This is a genomic window from Rhodanobacter spathiphylli B39 (assembly GCF_000264295.1).
Taxonomy (GTDB): domain Bacteria; phylum Pseudomonadota; class Gammaproteobacteria; order Xanthomonadales; family Rhodanobacteraceae; genus Rhodanobacter; species Rhodanobacter spathiphylli.
On record NZ_AJXT01000048.1, the window covers coordinates 70,793 to 95,875 of the forward strand.

Sequence of the window (25,083 nt, forward strand, 5' to 3'; positions counted from 1 at the left end):
GCTCTCTCAGAACAGCTCGCCCTGGGGCGAGGGTTTGCGCGGCGGCACGAAGCGCGAAATATCCAGTTGCAGCTCGCGGGCACGGCCGAAGCCGTGCCGGCGGCAGGCCAGCTCGAAGCGGCGGCGCAGCAGGTCGGCGAACACGCCCTGCCCGCGCATGCGGGTCGCGAAGTCGCTGTCGTAGTCGCGGCCGCCGTTCATCTGCTGTACCAGGCTCATCACGTGTTCGGCGCGCTGCGGCGCATGCAGGGCCAGCCATTCGCGGAACAGCGACTTCAGTTCGTGCGGCAGGCGCAGCGTGGTGTAACCGGCGCTGCGCGCGCCGGCGTCAAAGGCCTGCGCCAGCACCGCTTCCATGTCCTTGTCGTTCAACGCGGGAATGATCGGCGCCACCAGCACGCCGACCGGCACGCCGGCATCGGCCAGGTTGCGGATCGCCTTGATCCGCCGGTGCGGCGCGCTGGCGCGGGGTTCGAGTTTCGCGGCGAGATGGTTGTCCAGCGAATTGACCGAGACGAGGACCTGCACCAGTCCTTCGCGCGCCATCGGCGCCAGGATGTCGAGGTCGCGCTCGACCAGCGCGTTCTTGGTCACGATGGTGCACGGGTGATGGCATTCGGCCAGCAGCTCCAGCGCGGCGCGGGTCAGCCGCCAGCGCTTCTCGATCGGCTGGTAGGGGTCGGTGTTGCTGCCGATGTTGATCGGGCTGATCGCATAGCCGGGCTTGCCCAGTTCCGCCCGCAGCACCTCGGCGAGGTTGCCCTTGGCGCGGATCTTCGTCTCGAAGTCGAGACCCGGCGACAGGTTGAGATAGCTGTGCGACGGTCGCGCGAAGCAGTAGATGCAGCCATGCTCGCAGCCGCGATACGGATTGATCGCCTGGCTGAAGGCAATGTCCGGCGAGTCGTTGCGGCTGATCACGCTGCGCGCGCGCTCGTCGGTGACTTCCGTGCGCGGGCGCGGCGCATCCTCGTCCAGCAGCGCACCTTGCCAGCCGTCATCCTCGGCCTGGTGGCGGACGCTTTCGAAGCGGCCTTCGGGATTCGACGCGGCGCCGCGCCCCTTGTGCGCACGCGGGGCGCGGGGTGAATCGGGTGGTGGCGGCGAGCTCATCCGGGCAGTGTGGCGTGCCGGAATCTCAGTCGTGGCGACACCACGCCAGGTCGTGATGCCGCGCGCGCCCGGCGCGCATGGGCGGCGCTATGATCTGCCCGTCCGTCGTCGCGGGAGCGACGCTCCATCCACTTGCCGGGTCGTGCCCATGCGCTGGTTGCTGCTGGTTTCCACCGTATTCGCCTTCGTGCTCTGCTTCACCCGCCACAGTGCCGGCGCGTGGGGTTTCTGGATGCTGGCCGGGCTGCTCGGGGTGTTCGCCACCACGCTGGCCTTCGTCCACGCCCGCATCGCCGGCAACGCACGGGAAGCCAGCTTGTCCGAGTACGACCTCAAGCGTCTGCGCGAAGGCAAGCCGCCGCTCCGGCACGAGCGTCCCTGACCCCGGTCAGGGCGCCAGCTCAGCCGCCATCGCGTCGCGCATCAGGTATTTCTGGATCTTGCCGGTCACCGTCATCGGGAAGGCGTCGACGAAGCGCACGTAGTGCGGCACCTTGTAATAGGCAAGGTGATGGCGGCAGTGATCCTGGATCTCGGCCACGCTGGCGCTGACGCCGTCGCGCAGGACGATCCACGCGCACACCTGCTCGCCGAATTTCGGGTCGGGCACGCCGAACACCTGCACGTCGCGGACCTTCGGATGGCCGTAGAGGAACTCCTCGATCTCGCGCGGGTACACGTTCTCGCCGCCCCGGATGATCATGTCCTTGAGCCGGCCGACGATGCTGCAGTAGCCGTCCGCGTCGATCACCGCCAGGTCGCCGGTATGCATCCAGCGCGCCTCGTCGATCACCTCGGCGGTCCGCGCGGGGTCGTCCCAGTAACCCAGCATCACCGAGTAGCCGCGCGTGCACAGTTCGCCGGGGGTGCCGCGCGGCACCACCTGGCCGGCCTCGTCGACCAGTTTCACTTCCAGCTGCGGATGGATCCGCCCCACGCTGTCGACGCGGCGTTCCAGCGGATCGTCGGGCACGGTCTGGAAGCTGACCGGGCTGGTTTCGGTCATGCCGTAGGCGATGGTGACATCGGCCATGTGCATCTCGCCGACCACCCGCCGCATCACCTCGATGGGGCACGGCGAGCCGGCCATGATGCCGGTGCGCAGCGAGCTCAGGTCGAACTCGCCGAAGCGCGGATGCTCCAGCTCGGCGATGAACATGGTGGGCACGCCGTGCAGGCCGGTGCATCGTTCCTCGGCCACGCATTGCAAGGTGGTCAGCGCGTCGAAGCCCTCGCCGGGGATCACCATGCAGGCGCCATGGGTGACGCAGGCCAGGTTGCCCAGCACCATGCCGAAGCAGTGATAGAACGGCACCGGGATGCACAGCCTGTCCTGCTCGGTCAGGCGCATCGCCTCGCCGATGAACCAGCCGTTGTTGACGATGTTGTGGTGGGTCAGGGTGGCGCCCTTGGGCGCGCCGGTGGTGCCGGAGGTGAACTGGATGTTCACCGCGTCGTCGAAGTTGAGCGTCGCTTCGCGCACGCGCAACAGCGCGAGCGCCGCCTCGTCGCCGAGCGCGGCCAGCTGCGTCCAGCGGCGGGCACCGGGCTCGTCCTGCTGGTCCAGCAGGATCACCTCGCGCAACGCGGGCAACCTGGCTGCCTGCAACTGGCCCGGTGACGCCGTCGCCAGTTCCGGCGCCAGCTCGGTGAGCATCGCCAGGTAGTGCGAGGTCTTGAAGCGGCGCGGCAGCACCAGTGCGCGGCAGCCGACCTTGTTCAGCGAGTACTCCAGCTCGTGCGTGCGATACGCCGGGTTGATGTTGACCAGGATCAGCCCGGCCTTCGGCGCGGCGAACTGCAGCACCACCCACTCGGCCCGGTTCGGCGCCCAGATGCCGATGCGCTCGCCCCGCTCCAGGCCCAGCGCCAGCAGGCCCGCGGCGACGCGTTCCACCTCGGCATGGAATTCCCGATAGTTCAGGCGCACGTCCTGCGCCCGCACGACCAGCGCGGGACGCTGCGGGTATTTCGCCGCCACCCGATCGAGCAGGCCACCGACGGTTTCGCCCAGCAGCGGCTGCAGGCTGGCGCCATGCACGTAACTCGGTGTGGCTGTGGTCATCGGCTGGTTCCCGCTGGCGTCACCGCTGAATGCTGGGCGCCAGCATACCCCGGCCCGCAGCCGTCACGACCGCTGCACACGCGAGCGCGGACGCTGCGGCGGCGTGGCCCGGCATGTGGCCACCGTCGACTCTTTCGCACGAACCAGGAGTTCATGATGACGCTTACCGCCCTGCTCATCTTCTTGTTGATAGGCGCCATCGCCGGCTGGCTGGCCGGGCTGATCGTGCGCGGTTTCGGCTTCGGCCTGCTTGGCAACATCGTGGTCGGCATCATCGGCGCGTTCCTGGCCGGCTGGCTGTTGCCGACGCTCGGTGTCGGCTTCAGCCTGGGCAACCCGATCGTCACCAGCATCGTCTACGCGATGATCGGTGCGATCGTGCTGCTGGTGATCATCGGACTGATCAAGCGCGCCTGACGCGCTTCGCAAAGAAGAACGCAGCGGCTCCCGCCGCTGCGTTCTTCGTGCCGCGCCCGCATGATTCAGGCGGTGATGTCGACATCCTTGGTTTCGCGCACGAACAGCATGCCGATCACGAAGGTCATCAGCGCGATCACCACCGGATACCACAGGCCCGCGTAGATGTTGCCGGTGAGCGCCACGATGCCGAACGACACCGAGGGCAGGAAGCCGCCGAACCAGCCGTTGCCGATGTGGTACGGCAGGCTCATCGAGGTGTAGCGGATCTTGGTGGGGAACATTTCCACCAGCCACGCCGCGATCGGGCCGTAGACCATCGTCACGTACAGCACCAGCAGGAACAGCAGGAACACCAGCATCGGGTAATTGCTGCGTGCCGGATCGGCCTTGGCCGGGTAGCCAGCCTGGTCCAGCGCCGCGCCGAGGCTGGCCGCGAACGCCTTGCCCTGGGCCGCGAAGTCGGCCTTGGCCAGCGTGCTGCCTTCGAACGCATCGATGCTGGCACCGCCCACCGTGACCTTCGCCACCGACCCGGCGGGGGTGGCTTCGTTGTCGTACGGCACGCCGCGCTTGGCCAGCGTGCTCTTGGCGATGTCGCAGGAGCTGGTGAAGCTGGAGGTGCCGGTGAGGTTGATCTGCAGGTGGCAGTTGGCCGGGTCGGCGTGCACGACGACGGGTGCCGTGGTGCGTGCCGCCTCGATGCCGGGATTGCCGTAGTGGGTGATCGCCTTGAAGATCGGGAAGTAGGTCAGCGCGGCCAGCAGGCAGCCGGCCAGCACCACCGGCTTGCGGCCGATCTTGTCCGACAGCCAGCCGAACACCACGAAGAACGGCGTGCCGATCAGCAGCGCGGCCGCGATCAGCAACTGGGTGGTGGTCGAGTCGATCTTCAGCGTGCTGCCGAGGAAGTACATCGCGTAGAACTGGCCGCAGTACCACACCACGGCCTGGCCGGCGGTGGCGCCCAGCAGGGCCAGGATCACCAGCTTCAGGTTGCCCCAGCGGGCGAACGATTCGGTCAGCGGCGCCTTGGAGGTCTTGCCCTCTTCCTTCATCTGCTGGAACACCGGCGACTCGGCCAGCTGCAGGCGGATGTACACCGACACCGCCAGCAGCAGGGAGGAGATCAGGAACGGGATGCGCCAGCCCCAGTCCTCGAACTTGTCGCCCATCATCCACTTGCAGCCCAGGATCACCAGCAGCGACAGGAACAGGCCGAAGGTGGCGGTGATCTGGATGAAGCTGGTGTACAGGCCACGCTTGCCCGGCGGTGCATGTTCGGCCACGTAGGTGGCCGCGCCGCCGTACTCGCCGCCCAGCGCCAGGCCCTGCAACATGCGCAGCAGGATCAGGATCACCGGCGCCGCCACGCCGATCGAGCCGTAGCTGGGCAGCAGGCCCACGAAGAAGGTGGACAGGCCCATGATCACGATGGTGATCAGGAAGGTGTACTTGCGCCCGACCAGGTCGCCGACCCGGCCGAACACCAGCGCGCCGAACGGACGCACGGCGAAGCCGGCGGCGAACGCGAGCAGGGCGAACACCAGCTGGCTGGCCTCGTTGAGCCCGGAGAAGAACTGCTTGCCGATGATCACGGCCAGCGAGCCGTACAGGTAGAAGTCGTACCACTCGAACACGGTACCCAGGCTGGACGCCAGGATGACCCGCTTGTGGCTGACATCGAGCGCGGCGCGCCCGTCGATCGCGGTGGTGGCCATGGAAGTTTCCCCTCTCAGGATAGTGGGATGCCGCTCTCCGCCAGGGTGGAAGAGAAGTCGACCGATGCGGTCCCCCGGCAAGCCCCGGACCGCACCCCGTCATCCCCCCGCAAGGCGGGAGGCTGTGCGGCGATGCCAGGCATCGCCGGTGAAGTCAGAAGCGGTACAGCGCGTTGAGGCTGACCTGGTTGCCGCTGGTGGTCTTGTGGTCGGTGCCGTTGCTGGTCGAATCCAGCTTGTCGTGCAGCCACTCCATGCCCAGCTCGTAGGAACCGGCCGCGTACTGCAGGCTCAACGCGGTCTGCCGATTGCGCAGCAGGCCGGTGGCGCCGTTGCCCATCCAGTCGACCACGTCGTTCCGGTCCGGCTTGTTGTAGGCGTAGAACGCGTACAGGCTCCAGTTCGGCGTGAAGCTGTAACCGGCCTGCGCGTAGCCGCCGGTTTCCTGGATGTCGCCGAACTGCGACATCGCGCCGAAGATCTGGCCCAGGCCCTTGCCGCTGTACGCCGCGCCCTTGAAGGTCCACGGGCCGGGCTTCCACTGTCCGCCGAGCTCGTAGCCCACGCTGGTGACCTCGGACTTCACCGGCGTGGCCGCGGTGCCGCCCACGCCGCGCAGGTCGGCCTGGCTGTAGTGCGCCGCGAAGTAGGCCAGCCAGTTCTTGTCCTGCACGTGCAGGCGCGCCTCGAGCTGCGGTCGGAAGCCGGCGCTGCCCGCGGTCAGGTAATTGAGGTTGTTGCCCGGGCCGCTCCAGTGGCCTTCGAACACGCCCACGTCGAGTCGCCACTGTGCGCCGGTGCTGCCATGGTTCAAGTCCTGCATCACCACCAGGCCGGGGAAGCGCCAGCCGATCACGCCCGAACCGTAGCCCAGCGGGAATGCAATATGCGCCAGCGAGGTGGCCGAGTTGTCGATCGGGAACATCAGGTCCCATTGCTGGCCGATGCGCACCGTGGTGCCACTCTCGGGGTTGGTCAGGTCCATGTAGGCCTGGCGCAGGCGCGGCGTCGGCTGCTGCTGGCTGTAGGCGCCGGTGCCGTTGAAGCCGCCGAAGAAGTCCATCTCGATGCGACCGCCGCCGCTCCAGTTGCCGGCGAACTTGGCGCCCTTGAAGTCGAGCCAGAAGCGCGTGTTGCGCACGTCGACGCCGCTGAGCGAGCCGCTCGAACCCGGCGTCGGATACAGCGCGTTCTGGCCGTTGCCGTAGGAGAAACTCTTGTTCTGGCTGAAGGCGCTGGCGCTGATGAAACCATGCAGGGCCACCGACACGCCGGGCGCGCTGCTGAACACCGGCGTCGCCGGCGCGGCGGCGACCTGCTGCACCGGGGCGGGCGCGGGGGCGGGCGCGGCCTTCTGCGCCTGCACCATCGCCTTGAGTTCGTTCAACTGCTGTTCGAGCTGGGCCACCCGCTGTTCGAGCTGCTGTTCGCGCGTGTCGCCTTGCGCGTGGCCGGCGAGCGGAAGCATCAGTGCGCATGCCATGCTCAGGGCAAGCGTGTTGCGGCGATTGGTGTGTCGCGTGGTCATGCGTGCGTCTCCCCAGGTCGATGACAGGCCGAGCATGGCCATGCTGCAGCGCGCGCGACTATTCGCCATTGGTCGAACTTCGACCAAAGTCGAGCGCGCCAGCCACCGCAGGCCCCGGCTTGATCGGGCTACACTCGAACTCCGTGCTGCGCCGGGCGCTGACGCCAGGCGCGCGAATCCCGTCGCCACTGGTGACGCCGCCAGCAGGAGCCAGCCATGTCCAAGCTTTATCCGGTCGACCCGTCGTTTGCCGCCGCAGCGCGTTTGCGCCACGACGACTACACCAGGCTGTATGCCGAGTCGGTCGGCGATCCGGAAGGCTTCTGGGGGCGCATCGGCGAACGACTGGACTGGATCAAGCCGCCGAAGAAGATCAAGGATGTGTCGTTCGATCCGCAGGATCTGCACATCCGCTGGTACGAGGACGGCGAGCTCAATGTCAGCGCGAATTGCCTCGACCGCCATCTGGCCGAACGCGGTGACAAGGTGGCGATCATCTTCGAAGGCGACGATCCGAAGGACTCCCGCCGGATCACCTACCGCGAGCTGCACGGGGAGGTATGCAGGTTCGCCAACACGCTGAAGCACCTCGGCGTGGTCAAGGGCGACCGCGTGGCAATCTACCTGCCGATGATTCCCGAGGCTGCGGTGGCGATGCTGGCCTGCGCCCGGCTGGGCGCGATCCACTCGGTGGTGTTCGGCGGCTTCTCGCCCGATTCGCTGGCCGGGCGCATCGCCGACTCCACCGCCAAGGTGGTGGTCACCGCCGACGAAGGCCTGCGCGCGGGCAAGCGCATTCCGCTGAAGGTCAACGTGGACGCCGCGCTGGAGCGTCCCGGCACCAACAGCGTGGAGACCGTGATCGTGGTGCGCCACACCGGCAGCGCGGTGCACATGCAGTCGCCGCGCGACCGTTACTGGCACACCCTGATGGAAGGCCAGAGCGCCGACTGCGCGCCCACCCCGGTCGAGGCCGAACACCCGCTGTTCGTGCTGTACACCTCCGGCTCCACCGGCAAGCCCAAGGGCGTGCAGCATTCCACCGGCGGCTATCTGGTCTACACCAGCTACACGCACGAACTGGTGTTCGACCTGCGCGAGGACGACGTCTACTGGTGCACCGCCGACGTGGGCTGGGTCACCGGCCACAGCTACGTGGTGTACGGCCCGCTGTGCAACGGCGCCACCACGGTGATGTTCGAGGGCGTGCCGAACTACCCGGACTTCAGCCGCTTCTGGCAGGTGATCGACAAGCACCAGGTCAGCCTGTTCTACACCGCGCCCACCGCGATCCGCGCCCTGATGCGCGAAGGCGAGGCGCCGGTGAAGCAGACTTCGCGCGCCAGCTTGCGCCTGCTCGGATCGGTGGGCGAACCGATCAATCCCGAGGCGTGGGAGTGGTACCACCGCGTGGTCGGCGACGAGCGCTGCCCGATCGTCGACACCTGGTGGCAGACCGAGACCGGCGGCATCCTGATCTCGCCGCTGCCCGGCGCCATCGCCACCAAGCCGGGCTCGGCCACCCTGCCGTTCTTCGGCATCAAGCCGGCCATCGTCAACGCCGACGGCGAGGTGAAGGACGGCGTCGCCGAAGGCAACCTGCTGATCACCGACTCCTGGCCCGGCCAGGTGCGCACCATCTACGGCGACCACCAGCGCTTCATCGAAACCTATTTCAGCGCCTATCCCGGCAACTACTTCACCGGCGACGGCGCCCGCCGCGATGAGGACGGTTACTACTGGATCACCGGCCGCGTCGACGACGTGATCAACGTGTCCGGCCATCGCCTGGGCACCGCCGAGGTGGAGAGCGCGCTGGTGGCCCACCCGAAAGTCGCCGAAGCCGCCGTGGTCGGCTGCCCGCACGACATCAAGGGCCAGGGCATCTACGCCTACGTCACCCTGGTCGCCGGCGAGACCGGCAGCGACGAGCTGCGCAAGGAACTGATCGCCTGGGTGCGCAAGGAGATCGGCCCGATCGCCACGCCGGACTACCTGCAGTGGGCGCCCGGCCTGCCGAAGACCCGCTCCGGCAAGATCATGCGCCGCATCCTGCGCAAGATTGGCGAGAACCTGCCCGATCAGCTCGGCGACATCACTACCCTGGCCGACCCGGGCGTGGTGAAGAACCTGGTCGACGAGCGGTTGATCAAGTGAAGAAGCGGGGAACAGGGAACGGGGAACGGGGAACGCCGGCGGATCGCTCCGCCACGAGCAATGCGAAATATCGCGCTTTTGTTCCCCGTTCCCCGTTTCCCGTTCCCTGCTCCAAAACCCCATGCCCGACATCCTGATCGCCGACGACCATCCGCTGTTCCGCGACGCGTTGCAGCGCGCGGTGCTGGCGGCCGTGCCGCCGGCGCGGGTGCACAGTGCGGACAGCGTGCATGCGCTGCTCGGACTGATCGAGCAATTCCCGGACGCCGAGCTGCTCCTGCTGGATCTGCACATGCCCGGCGCGCGGGGCTATTCGGCGCTGGCGCACATCCGCGGGCAGTATCCGGGGCTGCCGATCATGGTGGTGTCCGGTCATGAAGAGGCCCAGGTGGCGCGGCGCGCGCTGGCCCACGGTGCGTCGGCCTATGTGCCCAAGTCCACCGCAGGCGAGGACATCGTGGCGGCGATCCGTGCGGTACTCGATGGCGACGTCTGGGTGCCACACGCGCTGCTGGGCGGCTCCGACGAACTGCGACCCGACGAAGCCGCCGCCGCCGCCCAGATCGCCACGCTGACGCCGCAGCAGTTCCGGGTGATGACGATGATCGCCGAAGGCCTGCTGAACAAGCAGATCGCCTGGGAGCTCGGCGTTTCCGAGGCCACCGTGAAGGCCCACATGACCGCGATCATGCGCAAGCTCGGGGTCAGCAACCGCACCCAGGTGGCGCTCGCGGCCAGCCAGCTGGCGGTCGACCAGGAAGCGATGCCGCTGCTGCCGCCCGAGGAAGACTGAACCGGCCGCTTGCCGCCGTCGCCGACTTTATGGCGAATGGCCGTCCATCCCTATAGACGTCCAATTGCGCAAAACCTCTTGCGCTTTTGCTGCATCGCACTATAGTCGATGGGCAGCCATGCCCGTGGAGGGGAGTCAATGGATCAGCCGCAGGCCCAGGGTCTGTACGACCCGCGCAACGAACACGACGCCTGCGGCGTGGGCTTTGTCGCCCACATCAAGGGCCGCAAAAGCCACGCGATCATCGAGCAGGGCCTGCTGATCCTGCGCAATCTCGATCATCGCGGCGCGGTCGGCGCCGATGCGCTGATGGGCGATGGCGCCGGCATCCTGATCCAGATCCCCGACCAGTTCTACCGCGAGGAGATGGCCGTCCAGGACATCATGCTGCCGCCACCGGGCGAGTACGGCGTGGGCATGGTGTTCCTGCCCCGCGAGCAGGCGTCGCGGCTGGCCTGCCAGCAGGAACTCGAACGCGCGGTGCGGGCGGAGGGCCAGCAGGTGCTGGGCTGGCGCGACGTGCGGGTGGACGCCACGATGCCGATGTCGCCCACCGTGCGGGGCCGCGAGCCGGTGATCCGGCAGATCTTCATCGGCCGCGGTCCGGACGTGATGGTGCCCGACGCGCTGGAGCGCAAGCTGTACGTGATCCGCAAGACCTCCAGCCACGCAATCCGCGCGCTGGGCCTGAAGTACGGCAAGGAATACTTCGTGCCGTCGATGTCCACCCGCACCGTGGTCTACAAGGGCCTGCTGCTGGCCGACCAGGTCGGCCAGTATTACCTCGACCTGGTCGATCCGCGCACGGTGTCGGCGCTGGCGATGGTGCACCAGCGCTTCTCCACCAACACCTTCCCGGCGTGGGAGCTGGCCCATCCCTACCGGATGATCGCGCACAACGGCGAGATCAATACGGTCAAGGGCAACGTCAACTGGATCAACGCGCGCACCGGCGCGATCTCCTCGCCGGTGCTCGGCGACGACCTGGCCAAGCTGTGGCCGCTGATCTACCCGGGCCAGTCCGACACCGCCTCGTTCGACAACTGCCTCGAACTGCTGACGATGGCCGGCTATCCGCTGTCGCACGCGATGATGATGATGATTCCCGAAGCATGGGAACGGCACACCTTGATGGACGACAACCATCGCGCGTTCTACGAATACCACGCCGCGATGATGGAGCCGTGGGACGGACCGGCCGCGATCACCTTCACCGATGGCCGCCAGGTCGGCGCCACGCTGGATCGCAACGGCCTGCGCCCGGCGCGCTACCTGATCACCGACGACGACCTGGTGATCCTGGCCTCCGAGGCCGGCGTGCTGCCGGTGGCCGAATCACGCATCGTGAAGAAGTGGCGGCTGCAGCCGGGCAAGATGCTGCTGATCGACATGGAAGCCGGGCGGATCATCGACGACCAGGAACTGAAGGACCAGCTCGCCAACGCCAAGCCGTACAAGCAGTGGATCGAACACATCCGGATCAAGCTGGACGCGTTGCCGGAACCGCGTGCCGAAGCGCGCCTGGGCGACGACCTGCTCGATCGCCAGCAGGCATTCGGCTACAGCCAGGAGGACCTGAAATTCCAGCTGCTGCCGATGGCGCTGGACGGCCAGGAGGCGATCGGTGCGATGGGCAACGACGCGCCGCTGGCGGTGTTGTCCGATCGCGACAAGTCGCTGTACAGCTATTTCCGCCAGCTGTTCGCCCAGGTCACCAATCCGTCGATCGACCCGATCCGCGAACAGCTGGTGATGTCGCTGGTGTCCTTCATCGGACCCAAGCCGAACCTGCTGGACATCAACAACATCAACCCGCCGCTGCGGCTGGAAGTGCAGCAGCCGGTGCTGGATTTCGCCGAGATGGCGAAGATCCGCAAGATCGGCCGCTACTCCAAGGGCAAGTTCCGCAGCTTCGAACTGGACATCACCTATCCCGCCGCGTGGGGCAAGCAAGGCATCGAGGCGCGCCTGGCCTCGCTGTGCGCGCAGGCGGTGGATGCGATCGGCCAGGGCCACAACATCCTGGTGGTGTCCGATCGCCACGCCGACCGCGAGCGTGTGGCGATTCCCGCCCTGCTGGCCACTTCGGCCGTCCATCTGCATCTGGTCAATCGTGGCCTGCGCACCAGCACCGGGCTGGTGGTGGAGACCGGCTCGGCGCGCGAGGTGCACCACTTCGCCCTGCTCGCCGGCTACGGCGCCGAAGCGATCCATCCGTATCTGGCGATGGAGGTGCTGGCGCAGCAATTCGCTACCAGCCCGGGCGGGGTCAACGCCGACAAGGCGATCCACAACTACGTCAAGGCGATCGACAAGGGCTTGCAGAAGGTGATGTCCAAGATGGGCATCTCCACCTACATGTCCTACACCGGCGCGCAGATCTTCGAGGCGGTAGGCCTCAGCCGCGAGCTGGTCGACGGCTACTTCACCGGCACCACCTCGAACATCGAGGGCATCGGCCTGTTCGAGGTGGCCGAGGAAGCGTTGCGCCAGCATCAAGCGGCGTACGGCGACAATCCGCTGCTGGCCGACGCGCTCGACGTGGGCGGCGAATACGCCTGGCGCACGCGCGGCGACGAGCACATGTGGACGCCGGATTCGATCGCGAAGCTGCAGCATGCCACCCGCTCCAACAATGCGGGCACGTACGAGGAATATGCACGACTGATCAACGACCAGACCCGCCGCCACATGACCCTGCGTGGTCTGTTCGAGTTCCGCATCGACCCGGCGGCGGCGATCCCGCTGGACGAGGTGGAGCCGGCGCGGGACATCGTCAAGCGCTTCGCCACCGGCGCGATGTCGCTGGGCTCGATCTCCACCGAGGCACACGCCACGCTGGCGGTGGCGATGAACCGGATCGGCGGCAAGTCCAACACCGGCGAGGGCGGTGAAGACGAGGCGCGCTATCGCAATGAGTTGCGCGGCATCGCGATCCAGCCCGGCGACACGCTGGCCAGCGTGATTGGCGCGCAGCACATCGAAAGCGACATCGCACTGGAAGCCGGCGATTCGCTGCGCTCGCGGATCAAGCAGGTGGCCTCGGGCCGCTTCGGCGTCACCGCGGCGTACCTGGTCTCGGCCGACCAGATCCAGATCAAGGTGTCCCAAGGCGCCAAGCCCGGCGAGGGCGGCCAGCTGCCCGGCCACAAGGTGTCCGAATACATCGCGCGGCTGCGCTTTTCGGTGCCCGGCGTGGGCCTGATCTCGCCGCCGCCGCACCACGACATTTACTCGATCGAGGATCTGGCCCAGCTGATCCACGACCTGAAGAACTGCAATCCGCAGGCGTCGATCTCGGTGAAGCTGGTGTCCGAGATCGGCGTGGGCACGGTTGCCGCGGGCGTGGCCAAGTCCAAGGCCGACCATGTGGTGATCGCCGGCCACGACGGCGGCACCGGCGCCTCGCCGTGGTCGTCGATCAGGCACGCCGGCACGCCATGGGAACTGGGCTTGGCCGAGACCCAGCAGACCCTCGTGCTGAACCGGTTGCGCGGACGCATCCGGGTGCAGGCGGACGGCCAGATGAAGACCGGTCGCGACGTGGTGATCGGTGCCCTGTTGGGCGCGGACGAGTTCGGCTTCGCCACCGCGCCGCTGGTGGTGGAAGGCTGCATCATGATGCGCAAATGCCACCTCAACACCTGCCCGGTCGGCGTCGCCACGCAGGACCCGGTGCTGCGCCGGAAGTTTGCCGGCAAGCCCGAGCACGTGGTGAATTTCTTTTTCTTCGTCGCCGAGGAAGCGCGCCGGACCATGGCCCAGCTGGGCATCCGCCGCTTCGACGACCTGGTCGGCCGCGCCGACCTGCTCGACGTGCGCCAGGGCATCGCGCACTGGAAGGCGCGCGGGCTGGATTTCTCGCGGGTGTTCCATCGCCCCGAGGTACCCGCCGAGGTCGCCCGGCGCCATGTGGAATCGCAGGACCACGGCCTGGAGAAGGGCGGCAAGGCACTCGACCACGTGCTGATCGAGAAGGCCCGCGCCGCACTGGAACAGGGCGAGAAGACCAGCTTCATGCTCGGCGTGCGCAACGTGAACCGCAGCGTGGGCACCATGCTGTCCGGCGAGGTGGCGCGGCGCTACGGCCACGCCGGCCTGCCCGACGACACCATCCACGTGCAGTTGTCCGGTGTCGCCGGGCAGAGTTTCGGCGCGTTCCTGGCCCGCGGCATCACCCTCGACCTGGTCGGCGAAGGCAACGACTACGTGGGCAAGGGATTGTCCGGCGGCCGCATCATCGTGCGCTCGCCGAACGACTTCCACGGCTTCGGCCCGGAGCACATCATCGCGGGCAACACCGTGCTGTACGGCGCCACCGAAGGCGAAGCGCATTTCAACGGCGTGGCCGGCGAACGCTTCGCCGTGCGCAATTCCGGCGCCAGCGCGGTGGTCGAAGGCGTCGGCGACCACGGCTGCGAGTACATGACCGGCGGCACCGTGGTGGTGCTCGGCGACACCGGGCGCAACTTCGCCGCCGGCATGTCCGGCGGCGTGGCTTACGTGTACGACCCGCACGGCACGTTCGAGCGCAAATGCAACCTCGCCATGGTGGCGCTGGAGCCGGTGCTTTCCGGCGTGGAGCAGGAGGTCCGCGTGCCGCCGCATCACTGGCATGCCGTTTCGCGCGGTGCGCCGCGGGCCACCGACGAGGCGATCCTGCGCCAGTTGATCGAGGCGCACTTCCGCCACACCGGCAGCTTCCGCGCCAAGGACATCCTGCACGACTGGCAAAGCGCGCGCGCGCGCTTCGTCAAGGTGATGCCGCATGAATACCGGCGCGCACTGGGCGACGCGAACGCCGCGCCCGCCACGGCATCCACCGCGAAGGCCACGGCCTGAGGCGAAGGGGAAGACAGATGGGCAAGATCACCGGCTTTCTCGACTATCCGCGGCTCGGCGAAACCAGCGAGGCGCCCGCGCAGCGCAGGAAGCACTGGCGCGAGTTCATCCGCCATCTGGGCGACGCCGACGCGTCGACCCAGGCCGCGCGCTGCATGGATTGCGGCATTCCGTTCTGCCACAACGGCTGCCCCGTCAACAACCTGATCCCCGACTTCAACGAGCTGGTCCACCAGCAGGACTGGCGGCGCGCGCTCGAGGTGTTGCACTCGACCAACAACTTCCCCGAGTTCACCGGGCGGATCTGCCCGGCGCCGTGCGAGTCGGCGTGCACGCTGAACATCAACAGTGAGGCGGTGGGCATCAAGTCGATCGAACACAAGATCATCGACAAGGGCTGGGAAGAAGGCTGGGTCACCGCGCAACCGGCTGCGCGGCCCAGCGGCAAGAGCGTCGCGGTAGTCGGCTCCGGGCCGGCCGGACTGGCCGCCGCGCAGCAGCTGGCGCGGGCGGGACATGCGGTGACGGTGTTCGAGAAAAGCGATCGCATCGGCGGCCTGCTGCGCTATGGCATCCCCGATTTCAAGCTGGACAAGATGCTGATTGATCGCCGCGTGGAGCAGTTGCGCGGCGAAGGCGTGCAGTTTCGCACCGGCGTGTTCGTGGGCGATGCCGGCGCAGGCAGCGCGTACGACAAGGTCGAGACGATCGCGCCCGAGCAGTTGAAGCAGGATTTCGACGCGGTGGTGATCGCCGGCGGCGCCGAAACACCGCGCGACCTGCCGGTGCCCGGGCGCGAACTGAACGGCGTGCATTTCGCGATGGATTTCCTGCCGCAGCAGAACAAGGTGGTCGCCGGCGACCGGCTCGACCGGCAGATCCTGGCCACGGCGAAGAACGTGGTGGTGATCGGCGGCGGCGACACCGGCTCGGATTGCGTGGGTACCTCCAACCGCCACGGCGCCGCGTCGGTGACCCAGTTCGAGCTGCTGCCGCAACCGCCGCTGCAGGAGAACAAGCCGCTGGTGTGGCCGTACTGGCCGATCCGCCTGCGCACGTCGAGCTCGCACGAGGAGGGCTGCCAGCGCGACTGGGCGGTGGCCACCAAGTGTTTCAACGACGACGGCGCGGGCAACGTGTGCAGCCTCACCGCGGTGCGGCTGGAGTGGAAGGACGGCCGGATGGCCGAGATCGCCGGCAGCGAGTTCGAGGTGCCTGCCGGGCTGGTGCTGCTGGCGATGGGCTTCGTCTCGCCGCTGCAGCATGTGCTGGACGCGTTCGGCGTGGAGAAGGACGCCCGCGGCAACGCCAGGGCCGGTACCGATGACTACCGCACCAGCGTCGATCGGGTGTTCGCCGCCGGCGACATGCGGCGCGGGCAGTCGCTGGTGGTGTGGGCGATTCGCGAAGGCCGCCAGTGCGCTCGTGCAGTCGACGAGTACCTGATGGGCGGTTCGCTGCTGCCGCGCTGAGCTGGCTGAAGCCTGCTCAGTGCTGGCCGCGCAGCGGCGCAGCCAGCAGCGCGCGCAGGGCCGCCGGCTTCACCGGCTTGTGCAACAGCGGGTAGCCCAGCGCCCGCGCCCGCTGCTTCAGCTCGCTGCTGCCGTCGGCGGTGATGATCGCCGCCGGCGGCAACTGCACCACCGCGTCGCGCAGTTGCTGCAGGGCCTGCAGACCATCGACATCGTTGGCCAGGTGGTAGTCGGCGAGGATCAGGTCGATCGGACCACGCCGCAGTTCCGCCCGCGCCTGGTCCACGTCGACCGCGGTGCGGCAGTCGATGCCCCAGCGCCCGAGCAGCGCGCGCATGCCGTCGAGGATCGACTCGTCGTTGTCCAAGCACAGCACGGTCAACGGCAGTTGCGTGTCCGGGCCGCTGCGCGCCACGCGCCGACGCCGCATCGGCACGCTTTCATTGCGTGGCACGCTCACCGCGAAACGGCTGCCATGCTGCACGCGTGAGTCGAGGTCCAGGCGATGGCCGAGGATGCCGGCCAGCCGGTCGCAGATCGACAGGCCCAGGCCCAGGCCTTTCTCGCCCCACGGCGACGGCTGCTCCAGGCGCTGGAACTCGTCGAAGATCCGCGCCCGCTGCTCCGGCGGAATCCCCGGCCCGGTGTCCCACACCTCGATGCGCACCTGGTCGCCGAACCGGCGCGCACCCAGCAGCACGCCGCCGTGGCGCGTGTAACGCAAGGCATTGGACAGGAAGTTCTGCAGGATCCGCCGCAACAGCTGGGGATCGCTGCGCACGGCCAGTCGCGTTGGCACCACGCGCAGGCGCAGGCCGCGCTGTTCGGCGACCACCGCGAACTGCGCCTTCAGCGAATCGAACAGGTCGGCCAGCGCAAAGCCCGACACGTCGGGACGATAGCTGCCGGTGTCCAGGCGCGAGGTATCGAGCAGTGCGTCCAGCAGGTCCTCGGCCGCGCGGAACGAGGCATCGATGCGTTCGGCCAGCTGTTCGGCCTCGCTGTCCAGCCCCGGATGCTGGCGCAGCGCCGAGGTGAACAGCCGCGCGGCATTCAGCGGCTGCAGCAGGTCGTGGCTGGCGGCAGCGAGGAAGCGCGTCTTGGAAATGTTCGCCGCCTCGGCCGCGCGACGCGCCTGGGCGGTGGCCACCAGCGCTTCGGACAGTTCGGCGGTGCGCTGCTCCACGCGCAGTTCCAGCGTCTCGTTGGCTTCCATCAGCGCCTGTTCAGCGTTCTTGTACGCCGTCACGTCGGTATAGGTGGTCACATAGCCGCCGCCGGGCAGCGCCCGGCCGCGCATCTCGATCACCGAGCCGTCCGGCCGGATGCGCTGGAACAGGTGCGAGGAGCCGGCACGCATGTAGTCGATGCGTTTGGCCACATGGCCGTCCACTTCGCCCGGGCCGCATTCGCCCAGTTCGGCGTTCCAGCGAATCAGCTCGGCCACCGGCACGCCGACGTAGACCATGCCGTCGGGATAGTCGAACAGTTCCAGGTAGCGACGGTTCCACGCCACCAGGCGCATGCCGGCGTCGACCACGCTGATGCCCTGGGAGACGTTCTCCAGCGTGGTGGACAGCAGTTCCCGGTTGAAGCGCAGTTCCTGCGAGGCTTCGTCCAGCAACGCCATCGACTCGGCCAGGTCCAGGCCGCTGCCGGAGAGCGCGCTGATCAGGATGCGCCGCGCATTCGCCGCGCCGACGGCCGAGGCGAGCAGGCGTTCGGTGAACTGGATCAGCGCGCGGTCGGCGGCTGTGCCGGGCAGCAGGGGCTTGCCCAGGCGGTGGCCATATTCCTCGAACGCGCGCGCGCTGCTGCGCTCGCCGACAATCCGCTCGGCGATCGTGCGCAGGTCTGCCGCCACCACGCGGCCACGCCAGTCACCCGCACCGCCGCGGCTGGCCGGATCGGCGTCCATGAACACCGCCGCGTGCAGGCGCTCTTCCAGGCTGGGCCGGAAGCGCAGCGAGACGAACACCAAGCAGCCGATGTTGACCAGCAGCGACCAGAACGTGCCGTGCATCACCGGTTCCCAGCCGCTGAGATGGAACAGCGCCTGCGGGCGCAGCCAGTCCCAGCCGAACGGTCCCTGCTGCAGCCACTGATCCGAGCGGATCAGCGCCGGCAGCAGCAGGGTGTAGACCCATACGATGAAGCCGCCGGCCAGGCCGACCACCACGCCCCGACGGCTGGCGCCCCGCCAGTAGATCGCGGCGACCAGGGCCGGCGCGAATTGCGCCACCGCAGCGAAAGCGAGCAGTCCGGTGGCGGCCAGGTTCTCCGCATTGGCGGCGACGCGGTAGTACGCATAAGCCATCGCCGCGAGCAGGATGATCGCGATCCGCCGCACGCCCAGCACCAGCTGCGACAGGTCGCTGCGATGTTCCAGCCGCAGGCGGCGGATGCGCAGCAGGGCCGGCATCACCAGGTCGTTGCTGATCATCGTGGACAATGCCACCGCCGCCACGATCACCATGCCGGTGGCGGCCGAGAATCCGCCCACGAAGGCCAGCAGGGCCATGCCCCGATCGCCGTGCGACAACGGCAGGGTCAGCACCCACGCGTCAGCCGCGCCGTCGCGCACCAGCGGCATGTGCGCGCCGGCCGCCACGATCGGCAGCACCGCGAGGCTGACGATCACCAGGTACAGCGGCACCATCCAGCGCGCGCGGCTGAGGTCGCTGGCGTCCTCGCATTCGACCATGCCGATCTGGAACTGGCGCGGCAGACAGAACATCGCGCAGAAGGCCAGCATCGTCTGCGCCATGAAACCCGGGGTCAGTCCGTGGCTCAGCTGGACCACCGGCGGCTGCACGGTGCCGAGCAGGCCGGGGCCCCGCCACAGCGCGTAGCCGGCCAGCGCCACGAAGGCGAGCAGCTTGATCAGCGACTCCAGCGCGATCGCCAGCATCAGGCCATGGTGATGCTCGGTCGCATCGATGCTGCGGGTGCCGAACAGGATCGCGAACAGGGCCAGCAGCACGGCACACCACATCGCGCTGTCGATTCCGCCCGCCTTCACCGCGCCGAACGCCGCGCCGCCCAGCACGCCGTACGACATTGCCACGGCCTTGAATTGCAGCGCGATGTACGGCACCACGGCGATCACCGCGATCACCGCGACCAGGGCCGCCAGCCCGTGCGACTTGCCGAAGCGCGCGCCGATGAAGTCGGCGATCGACGTGATGTTGCGCTGCCTGACCACCTGCACCAGCCGCCGCAGCAGGCCGAAGCCGAACACGTACAGCAGGATCGGACCCAGATAGATCGGCAGGTAAGCCAGGCCGTCGCGGGCAGCCGTGCCCACGGCGCCATAGAACGTCCACGACGAGCAATAGACGGCCAGCGCCAGGCTGTAGACGATCGGGCGCAGCCGCGGCTGACGCGGATACAGCGGTCGCCGGTCGCCTGCGTAGGCCACCACGAACAGCAGCCCCACGTAGAGCAGCGACACCAGCAACAGCAACCAGCCCTGGATCAAGCCAATCTCCCCGGCAGATGGGCAGCGCGGCGGGCGATCCGCGCTTGTGCCCCGGCCAGCCCGGCGGCACCATGCCTGGATGATCGCCCCGCCCGAACTCGTGCTTGCCAACGTAGCAGAGGCCCTGCGGGATGACGAGATTCATGTGTGGCGCGTGCACTACCGGCAGGCGCTGGGGCGGAAGCCCCTATGCGAGGTGCTCGCCGCCTATCTCGATGTCGCCGCGGAGCGGGTGGCGCTGGTGGACGGCGAACATGGCCGTCCCGCGCTGACCGCGCCCCATGATCCATCGCTGGGCTTCAACTGGTCACATAGTGGCGAGCACGCGCTGATCGCGGTGGGACGAAACGTGGCGCCGGGGATCGACCTCGAGCGTGCTCGCCCGCGCCAGCGCAGTCTGGAGATCGCCCGGCGCTTCTTCAGCGCCGATGAAGCGGCAGCCTTGGCTAGGCTGCCGGCGGCCGCGCGCAACGCGGCCTTTCTTGAGCTGTGGACGGCCAAGGAGGCCGTGGTGAAGGCGCTGGGGCGCGGCATCGCGTTCGGGCTGGATCGCTTCAGCGTTGCCAGCGATGCCGGACAACTGCGCCTGCGCTACCTGCAGGGTGATGACGTCGACGCCTGGCAACTGCGCCGCCTCGAGCTGGACCCCGATCTGGTCGCGGCGGTGGCATGGCGAGGCGACGCGCGTCGGATACGGTTCGGGACGCTTGCCAGCGGCGAGTGATCGGCGCACTGTTTCCGGTCGGTCGTCGGCCGCGCATCGACACTCGGTTGCCTCGGTCGATCTCCCTTGCGATAGCCTTTCATTCCCAGCGGATTGCCGGAACGCCATGACCCTGCTCAGCGTCAACCTCAACAAGATCGCGGTGCTGCGCAACTCGCGCGGCGGCGACGAACCGGACATCTGCCGTGCGGCGCAGACCTGCATCGACGCGGGCTGCGGCGGCATTACCGTCCATCCCCGCCCCGATCAGCGGCATGTCCGTCCCCACGACGTGCGGGCACTCGCCGCGATGCTGCGCGGACGGGTCGAATACAACATCGAAGGCAACCCCTTCGCCGACCCGCGAGGGGACTACCCGGGCCTGCTGGAGCTGGCCCGCGAAGTGCGTCCCACCCAGGTGACCCTGGTTCCCGATGGCGATGGCCAGATCACCTCCGATCACGGCTTCGACCTGCGCCGGGATATTGCGCAGCTGCGCCCGCTGGTCGGCGAGCTGTGCGATCTCGGCTGCCGGGTCAGCCTGTTCGTCGATGCCGGCAGCCAGGATTTCGACCTGGCCGCCGTGATCGGCGTACAGCGCATCGAGATCTATACCGGGCCCTACGCCCAGGCTTTTGCCGATGGCGAGCCCGCCACGGTGCTGGCCGCTTGTGCGGATACCGCGCGGCGCGCGCAACAGGCCGGACTGGCCGTGAACGCAGGGCACGATCTCAGCCAGGCGAACCTGGGCACCTTCCGCGCCGCGATTCCCGGCCTGGCCGAGGTTTCCATCGGACACGCCTTGATCGGCGAGGCCTTGTACGAGGGACTTGCCACCACCGTGCGCAACTACCTGCAGATCCTGCGCTGACACTGTTCCGACCAACCGTCGCGCCAACAAAAACCCCCGCACGGGGCGGGGGTCTTGTCTGTTGCATGCTGCCGAGGCAGCCCGATCAGAAGTCTTCAGTGAAGCCGATCTTGACCAGATTGTAGCTCTTCGCATCGGCCAGCACCCGGGCCACGTGCTCATAGGCCACGCCGTCGGCTGCCGCGATCTGGATCTCCGGCTGATTGCTCTGCTGCGCGATCACCGCCAGCTGGGCTTTCAGGCCGAGTTCGTCGACCGGGGTGTCATTCCAATACAGCGCACCGGCCTGATCGATCTTCAGATGAATCGGATCGAGCGGATTGGTCGGCGGCGGATTGTTCACGTTCGGCTGCGGCAGGTCGACCTGGATCTTGTGGGCCAGCACCGGCGCCGTGATCATGAAGATGATCAGCAGGACCAGCATCACGTCGACCAGCGGCGTGACGTTGATCTCCGACATCGGACCTGTTGTCTTGGTAGTGAAAGCCATCTCAGGTCACCCCTTCGGCGCGTCAGTGGTCATGAAGGCGACATGCACCATGCCGGAATCCTTCGTGTCGCCGATGATCTTCTTCACGATCTTGAACTCGGTACCCTTGTCCGCGCGGATCTGCAGCTCCGGCTGGGGCGACTTCTGGGCGTTCACCGCCAGAAGCGACCTCAGCTCGGCTTCCGTGACCGCATGGTCATTGAAGTACATGCTGCCGTCCTGCTTGACCGCCAGATCCAGGGGCGGAACCACCATTTCCGGTTCCTTGGTCTTTGGATTGGCGGTAGGCAGGTCGATCGTGATGGAGTGCGACATCAGTGGTGCGGTGATCATGAAGATGATCAGCAGAACCAGCATCACGTCGACCAGCGGCGTGACGTTGATTTCCGACATCGGACCGCCGGAATTGCCTCCAGTGCTCATCGCCATGGGTCAATCCCTCACTTCGAGCTGTCGACGCGCGAACCGGTAGCGAAGAAGTCGTGCAGGTCGTGTGCGAATTCGTCGAAGCGGGCGTAGGTCAGGCGGTTCGAGCGGCTGAAGAAGTTGTACGCGAACAGCGCCGGGATAGCGGCGAACAGACCGAAGGCGGTCATGATCAGCGCCTCACCGACCGGACCGGCCACCGCGTTCATCGAGGCGTTGCCCGAAGCGGCGATGCGGATCAGCGCGTGGTAAATGCCCCACACCGTACCGAGCAGACCGACGAACGGAGCCGCCGAACCGACGGTGGCGAGCAGGGTCATGCCGCCTTCCAGACGCAGGCTCTCGCGGGCCACGGCCTGACGCAGGGCGCGATCGATGAACTCCGAACGGCTCAGCGACTCGGCCAGACGACCGGTGGTGCCGGCAGCCGCGGTGGCCTGCTGGTGATGGGCGACCGCCGAGGCGGCGTCCAGCGCAATCTTCGAGAACGGCTCGCTGCGCGGCTGCGCCTCGAGTTCGCGGATCGCGTCCTGGGTGGAACCGTTGCCCCAGAAGCCGTCGATCACCTTGTCGGCGCGAGCGCGGACGGTGGCATTGCGGATGCCGTTGGCGATGATGAAGTACCACGACAGGAACGACATCACGACCAGGGTCACGAAGACGACCCAGCCGAGCCAGTCGAAGTTCTGGATCAGGTTGTCGAAGCCCATCTGTTTCATGGCTTCGGCGTTGGTATTGCCACCCATGGCCTGTGCGGCATCGGTCGTTGCAGGAGTCTGTAGGAACATAACGCTACCCTAGGGAAGTCAAGCGTGAACTGTAACTGTAAACCGGGGTGAGCCGGTTACAGCTGGTTGAGATTGAAGTTGACGGGAACGCGGGCGTACCCCTCGACTTTTTGTCCATTTCGAATCGTTGGGTTGAAGCGCCAACGACGTGCCGCATCCATCGCTGCACGGTCAAGTTCATGGTAACCGCTGGATCGATCGATCTTGATGTCCTTCGGCGAACCGTCCACGCCCACCAGAATCATCAGCACCACCGTACCCTCATGCCGCTGGCGGATCGCCTGTGGCGGGTACTTTGGCTGCAGACGACTGTTGTAGCTGAGGTCCGAACTGGCCGTAATGTCCGCTGGCGGCGCCGGTGGAGCTGGCGGTGCCGGCGGCGGCGCCGGGGTCGCGTTCGCCGAGACTTCCTCCACCGGGGGTGGCGGGGTCGGCGGCGGCGGCGTCGGTGGCGGCTTGATCTGCTGGATGATCTTCGGCGGCGGCTGCTTCGGCGGCTCCGGCGGCGGCGGCGGCGGTGGCGGCGGCGGCGGCGGCGGTTCGATGAAGTTCACCTGGACGATGCGTTCCTTCTCCTTGTGGTTCTGATGCGGTGGCGCCATTGGCGCCACGATCAACAGGAACGCAAACGCGTGCAGCCCAATAGCTACAGCCAATGCCCAGGTGCGCTTCCAACTGAATGGCTCGCGCCCGATTTCTTCGTTACTTGAGGCCATCTGTCACTAGTCTGGAGCTGATCAATCGGAAGAGAACGTTGCCGCAGGGCTTGGCCCGGATCCGTCTGATGCCTGGACGGAGCCGGAGAGAACTTGCCGCTGGGGAGACGCAGGGGAAGGTTTCAACGTTACAACAGCACATGGCTTTTGTATAGCGCTGCGGGGCGGATGGGCGGCCATTCCATCCCGCGGCTTGCCATGCGATTTGCCGCCTCAGCCGGCACCGGCCTTCTGCAACCAGGCCTTGGCCTTGGCGGCGGTTTCCGGATCCTGTGCAGCCTTCTTCATCGCAGCGACGGCGGCAGGCTTGTTCTTCATGCCGCGCTCGCACTCGGCCAGGATCATGTAGGCCTTGCCCTTCTCCTTGACGCCCTTGTCGAGGGCGGTCTGGATCAGGGTCTTGGCTTCCTTGTACTTGTTCTCGCTGAGCATCAGGCGGCTGGCGCGCAGCGCGGGCTCGCCGTCGCTGGCCAGCGGCTGGGCCTTCGTGTAATAGCCGACGGCCTGGTCGGTCTTGTTGCCGATCTCGGCGGCCTGACCCAGCAGCACATAGGTCTCTGCCGTGGGCTTGACCACGCCCTTGTTCATGCCCTCTTCGAGGACCTGGGTGGCCTTGGCGGCGTTCGGGGCCGGATCGGAGCTTTCCTGGCCAGTGATCAGGTACAGCTTGGCCAGGTTCACGTAATGCGATTCCTTGGTCAGCGTGCCGGCCGCACGAGCCTTCTCCATCAGCTGGATCGCTTCCGGATACTTGTGCGCCTGCATCAACACGGCCACGGCGTTGTTCAGCGCATTGGGGTCGTCCGGATTCGAATTGAGCTGATTGGTCGCCAGTGCGGCAGCCTTGTCGTCCTGGCCGGATTCGGCGTAGCTGGCCATCAGGATCTGGTCCCAGCTCGGCTCCGCCTTGGTGGTCAGCGACTTGGCCTTGGTGATCGCGGCGATCGCTTCGGGATACTTGGCGAGACGGTAATACGCGTTGCCTTCAAGCGCGTAGGAATCGGCGGTTTCCTTCTTGCCTTCGGCGCGCCATTTGGCGACGGTGTCGAGCGCAGCCTGGTATTGCTCATCGGCCAGCTGGAACTGGGCGAGCATGTACTGCAGCTGGAAATAGGTGTCGTTGGGCAGCACGCCGATGGCCAGCGAGCGCTGCAGCAGGCTGATCGCCCCCTTCACGTCCTGGTTGTTGTAGGCGAGGTTGGCCAGCCCCTGAAGCGCCAGCGCCTGTGCATATTTGCTCTTGCTGTCATCGACGATCGGCTGCAGGATCTGCTGGGCCTTGGCCTTGTCACCCGCGTTGACCGCGTCCAGACCCTCATTGAGGTTTGTCTGATCCTTTGCGCTGGTCAGGTCGAGCTTCGGCTCGGTACGGCTGGCATTGGGATAGAGCACTTCCTTCTTCGACGTGTCTTCGTGCTTGCGCGCCAGTACCGGGCTGCTGGCAAGGCCGAGCAACAATGCCGCGCTCGCCAGCATGGTCAATCCACGGACATGCTTCAT

Annotated in this window: 18 protein-coding genes; 8 read left to right on the forward strand and 10 right to left on the reverse strand. The window is 67.2% G+C overall.

Annotation, left to right across the window (positions count from 1 at the left end):
* Positions 1-6 precede the first annotated feature (6 nt).
* Positions 7-1,113 carry a PA0069 family radical SAM protein gene (locus UU7_RS15115; RefSeq protein ID WP_007809787.1) on the reverse strand — a complete coding sequence of 369 codons (1,107 nt, stop codon included), beginning with the start codon at positions 1,111-1,113 and terminating at the stop codon, positions 7-9.
* Between the two features lie 148 nt (positions 1,114-1,261).
* On the opposite strand from UU7_RS15115, the gene UU7_RS15120 reads away from it, so the two are divergent.
* A complete protein-coding gene (locus UU7_RS15120) occupies positions 1,262-1,495 on the forward strand; it encodes a hypothetical protein (protein ID WP_007809788.1) in 234 nt (77 codons plus the stop codon).
* 6 nt (positions 1,496-1,501) lie between these two features.
* Here UU7_RS15120 and UU7_RS15125 read toward each other — a convergent pair whose 3' ends face one another.
* Positions 1,502-3,178 carry an AMP-binding protein gene (locus UU7_RS15125; RefSeq protein ID WP_007809789.1) on the reverse strand — a complete coding sequence of 559 codons (1,677 nt, stop codon included), beginning with the start codon at positions 3,176-3,178 and terminating at the stop codon, positions 1,502-1,504.
* 156 nt (positions 3,179-3,334) lie between these two features.
* Here UU7_RS15125 and UU7_RS15130 point away from each other — a divergent pair, with 156 nt between their 5' ends.
* Positions 3,335-3,595 carry a GlsB/YeaQ/YmgE family stress response membrane protein gene (locus UU7_RS15130; protein WP_007809790.1) on the forward strand — a complete coding sequence of 87 codons (261 nt, stop codon included), beginning with the start codon at positions 3,335-3,337 and terminating at the stop codon, positions 3,593-3,595.
* A gap of 65 nt (positions 3,596-3,660) precedes the next feature.
* On the opposite strand, the gene UU7_RS15135 is transcribed toward UU7_RS15130, so the two are convergent.
* The gene (locus tag UU7_RS15135) at positions 3,661-5,316 is read right to left on the reverse strand and encodes an MFS transporter (RefSeq protein WP_007809791.1); all 1,656 of its coding nucleotides are present in this window, start codon (positions 5,314-5,316) and stop codon (positions 3,661-3,663) included.
* Between the two features lie 154 nt (positions 5,317-5,470).
* Entirely contained in the window at positions 5,471-6,844 is a 1,374-nt protein-coding gene (locus UU7_RS15140) for a porin family protein (RefSeq protein WP_007809793.1), read from the reverse strand.
* A gap of 216 nt (positions 6,845-7,060) precedes the next feature.
* On the opposite strand from UU7_RS15140, the gene acs reads away from it, so the two are divergent.
* The 4 genes from acs to UU7_RS15160 all read left to right on the forward strand — a co-directional run bounded on the left by acs (position 7,061) and on the right by UU7_RS15160 (position 16,108).
* Positions 7,061-9,001, forward strand: a complete 1,941-nt coding sequence (gene acs / locus UU7_RS15145; protein ID WP_007809795.1) for an acetate--CoA ligase — start codon at positions 7,061-7,063, stop codon at positions 8,999-9,001.
* Between the two features lie 121 nt (positions 9,002-9,122).
* Entirely contained in the window at positions 9,123-9,794 is a 672-nt protein-coding gene (locus tag UU7_RS15150) for a response regulator transcription factor (RefSeq protein WP_007809796.1), read from the forward strand.
* A 138-nt stretch (positions 9,795-9,932) separates the two neighbouring features.
* Positions 9,933-14,636, forward strand: coding sequence for a glutamate synthase-related protein (locus UU7_RS15155; RefSeq protein WP_007809798.1), 4,704 nt, complete (start codon positions 9,933-9,935; stop codon positions 14,634-14,636).
* Between the two features lie 17 nt (positions 14,637-14,653).
* The gene (locus tag UU7_RS15160) at positions 14,654-16,108 is read left to right on the forward strand and encodes a glutamate synthase subunit beta (protein ID WP_007809802.1); all 1,455 of its coding nucleotides are present in this window, start codon (positions 14,654-14,656) and stop codon (positions 16,106-16,108) included.
* Between the two features lie 16 nt (positions 16,109-16,124).
* On the opposite strand, the gene UU7_RS15165 is transcribed toward UU7_RS15160, so the two are convergent.
* Positions 16,125-19,589, reverse strand: coding sequence for a hybrid sensor histidine kinase/response regulator (locus UU7_RS15165; RefSeq protein ID WP_007809804.1), 3,465 nt, complete (start codon positions 19,587-19,589; stop codon positions 16,125-16,127).
* A 79-nt stretch (positions 19,590-19,668) separates the two neighbouring features.
* Here UU7_RS15165 and UU7_RS15170 point away from each other — a divergent pair, with 79 nt between their 5' ends.
* Together UU7_RS15170 and UU7_RS15175 are read left to right on the forward strand one after the other, a co-directional pair.
* On the forward strand, positions 19,669-20,313 hold the full coding sequence (locus UU7_RS15170; RefSeq protein WP_007809806.1) for a 4'-phosphopantetheinyl transferase family protein: 645 nt from the start codon (positions 19,669-19,671) through the stop codon (positions 20,311-20,313).
* Between the two features lie 106 nt (positions 20,314-20,419).
* On the forward strand, positions 20,420-21,163 hold the full coding sequence (locus tag UU7_RS15175; RefSeq protein ID WP_007809808.1) for a pyridoxine 5'-phosphate synthase: 744 nt from the start codon (positions 20,420-20,422) through the stop codon (positions 21,161-21,163).
* Positions 21,164-21,248: 85 nt separating this feature from the next.
* Here UU7_RS15175 and UU7_RS15180 read toward each other — a convergent pair whose 3' ends face one another.
* From UU7_RS15180 to UU7_RS15200, 5 genes are all read right to left on the reverse strand, one after another.
* Positions 21,249-21,653, reverse strand: a complete 405-nt coding sequence (locus UU7_RS15180) for an ExbD/TolR family protein (RefSeq protein ID WP_040673554.1) — start codon at positions 21,651-21,653, stop codon at positions 21,249-21,251.
* 6 nt (positions 21,654-21,659) lie between these two features.
* Complete coding sequence (locus UU7_RS15185) at positions 21,660-22,082, reverse strand: ExbD/TolR family protein (RefSeq protein WP_007809813.1); 423 nt, start codon at positions 22,080-22,082, stop codon at positions 21,660-21,662.
* A gap of 11 nt (positions 22,083-22,093) precedes the next feature.
* Positions 22,094-22,825, reverse strand: coding sequence for a MotA/TolQ/ExbB proton channel family protein (locus tag UU7_RS15190; protein ID WP_007809815.1), 732 nt, complete (start codon positions 22,823-22,825; stop codon positions 22,094-22,096).
* A 98-nt stretch (positions 22,826-22,923) separates the two neighbouring features.
* Entirely contained in the window at positions 22,924-23,469 is a 546-nt protein-coding gene (locus tag UU7_RS15195) for an energy transducer TonB (RefSeq protein WP_007809817.1), read from the reverse strand.
* A 327-nt stretch (positions 23,470-23,796) separates the two neighbouring features.
* Positions 23,797-25,083, reverse strand: a complete 1,287-nt coding sequence (locus UU7_RS15200; RefSeq protein ID WP_238530965.1) for a tetratricopeptide repeat protein — start codon at positions 25,081-25,083, stop codon at positions 23,797-23,799.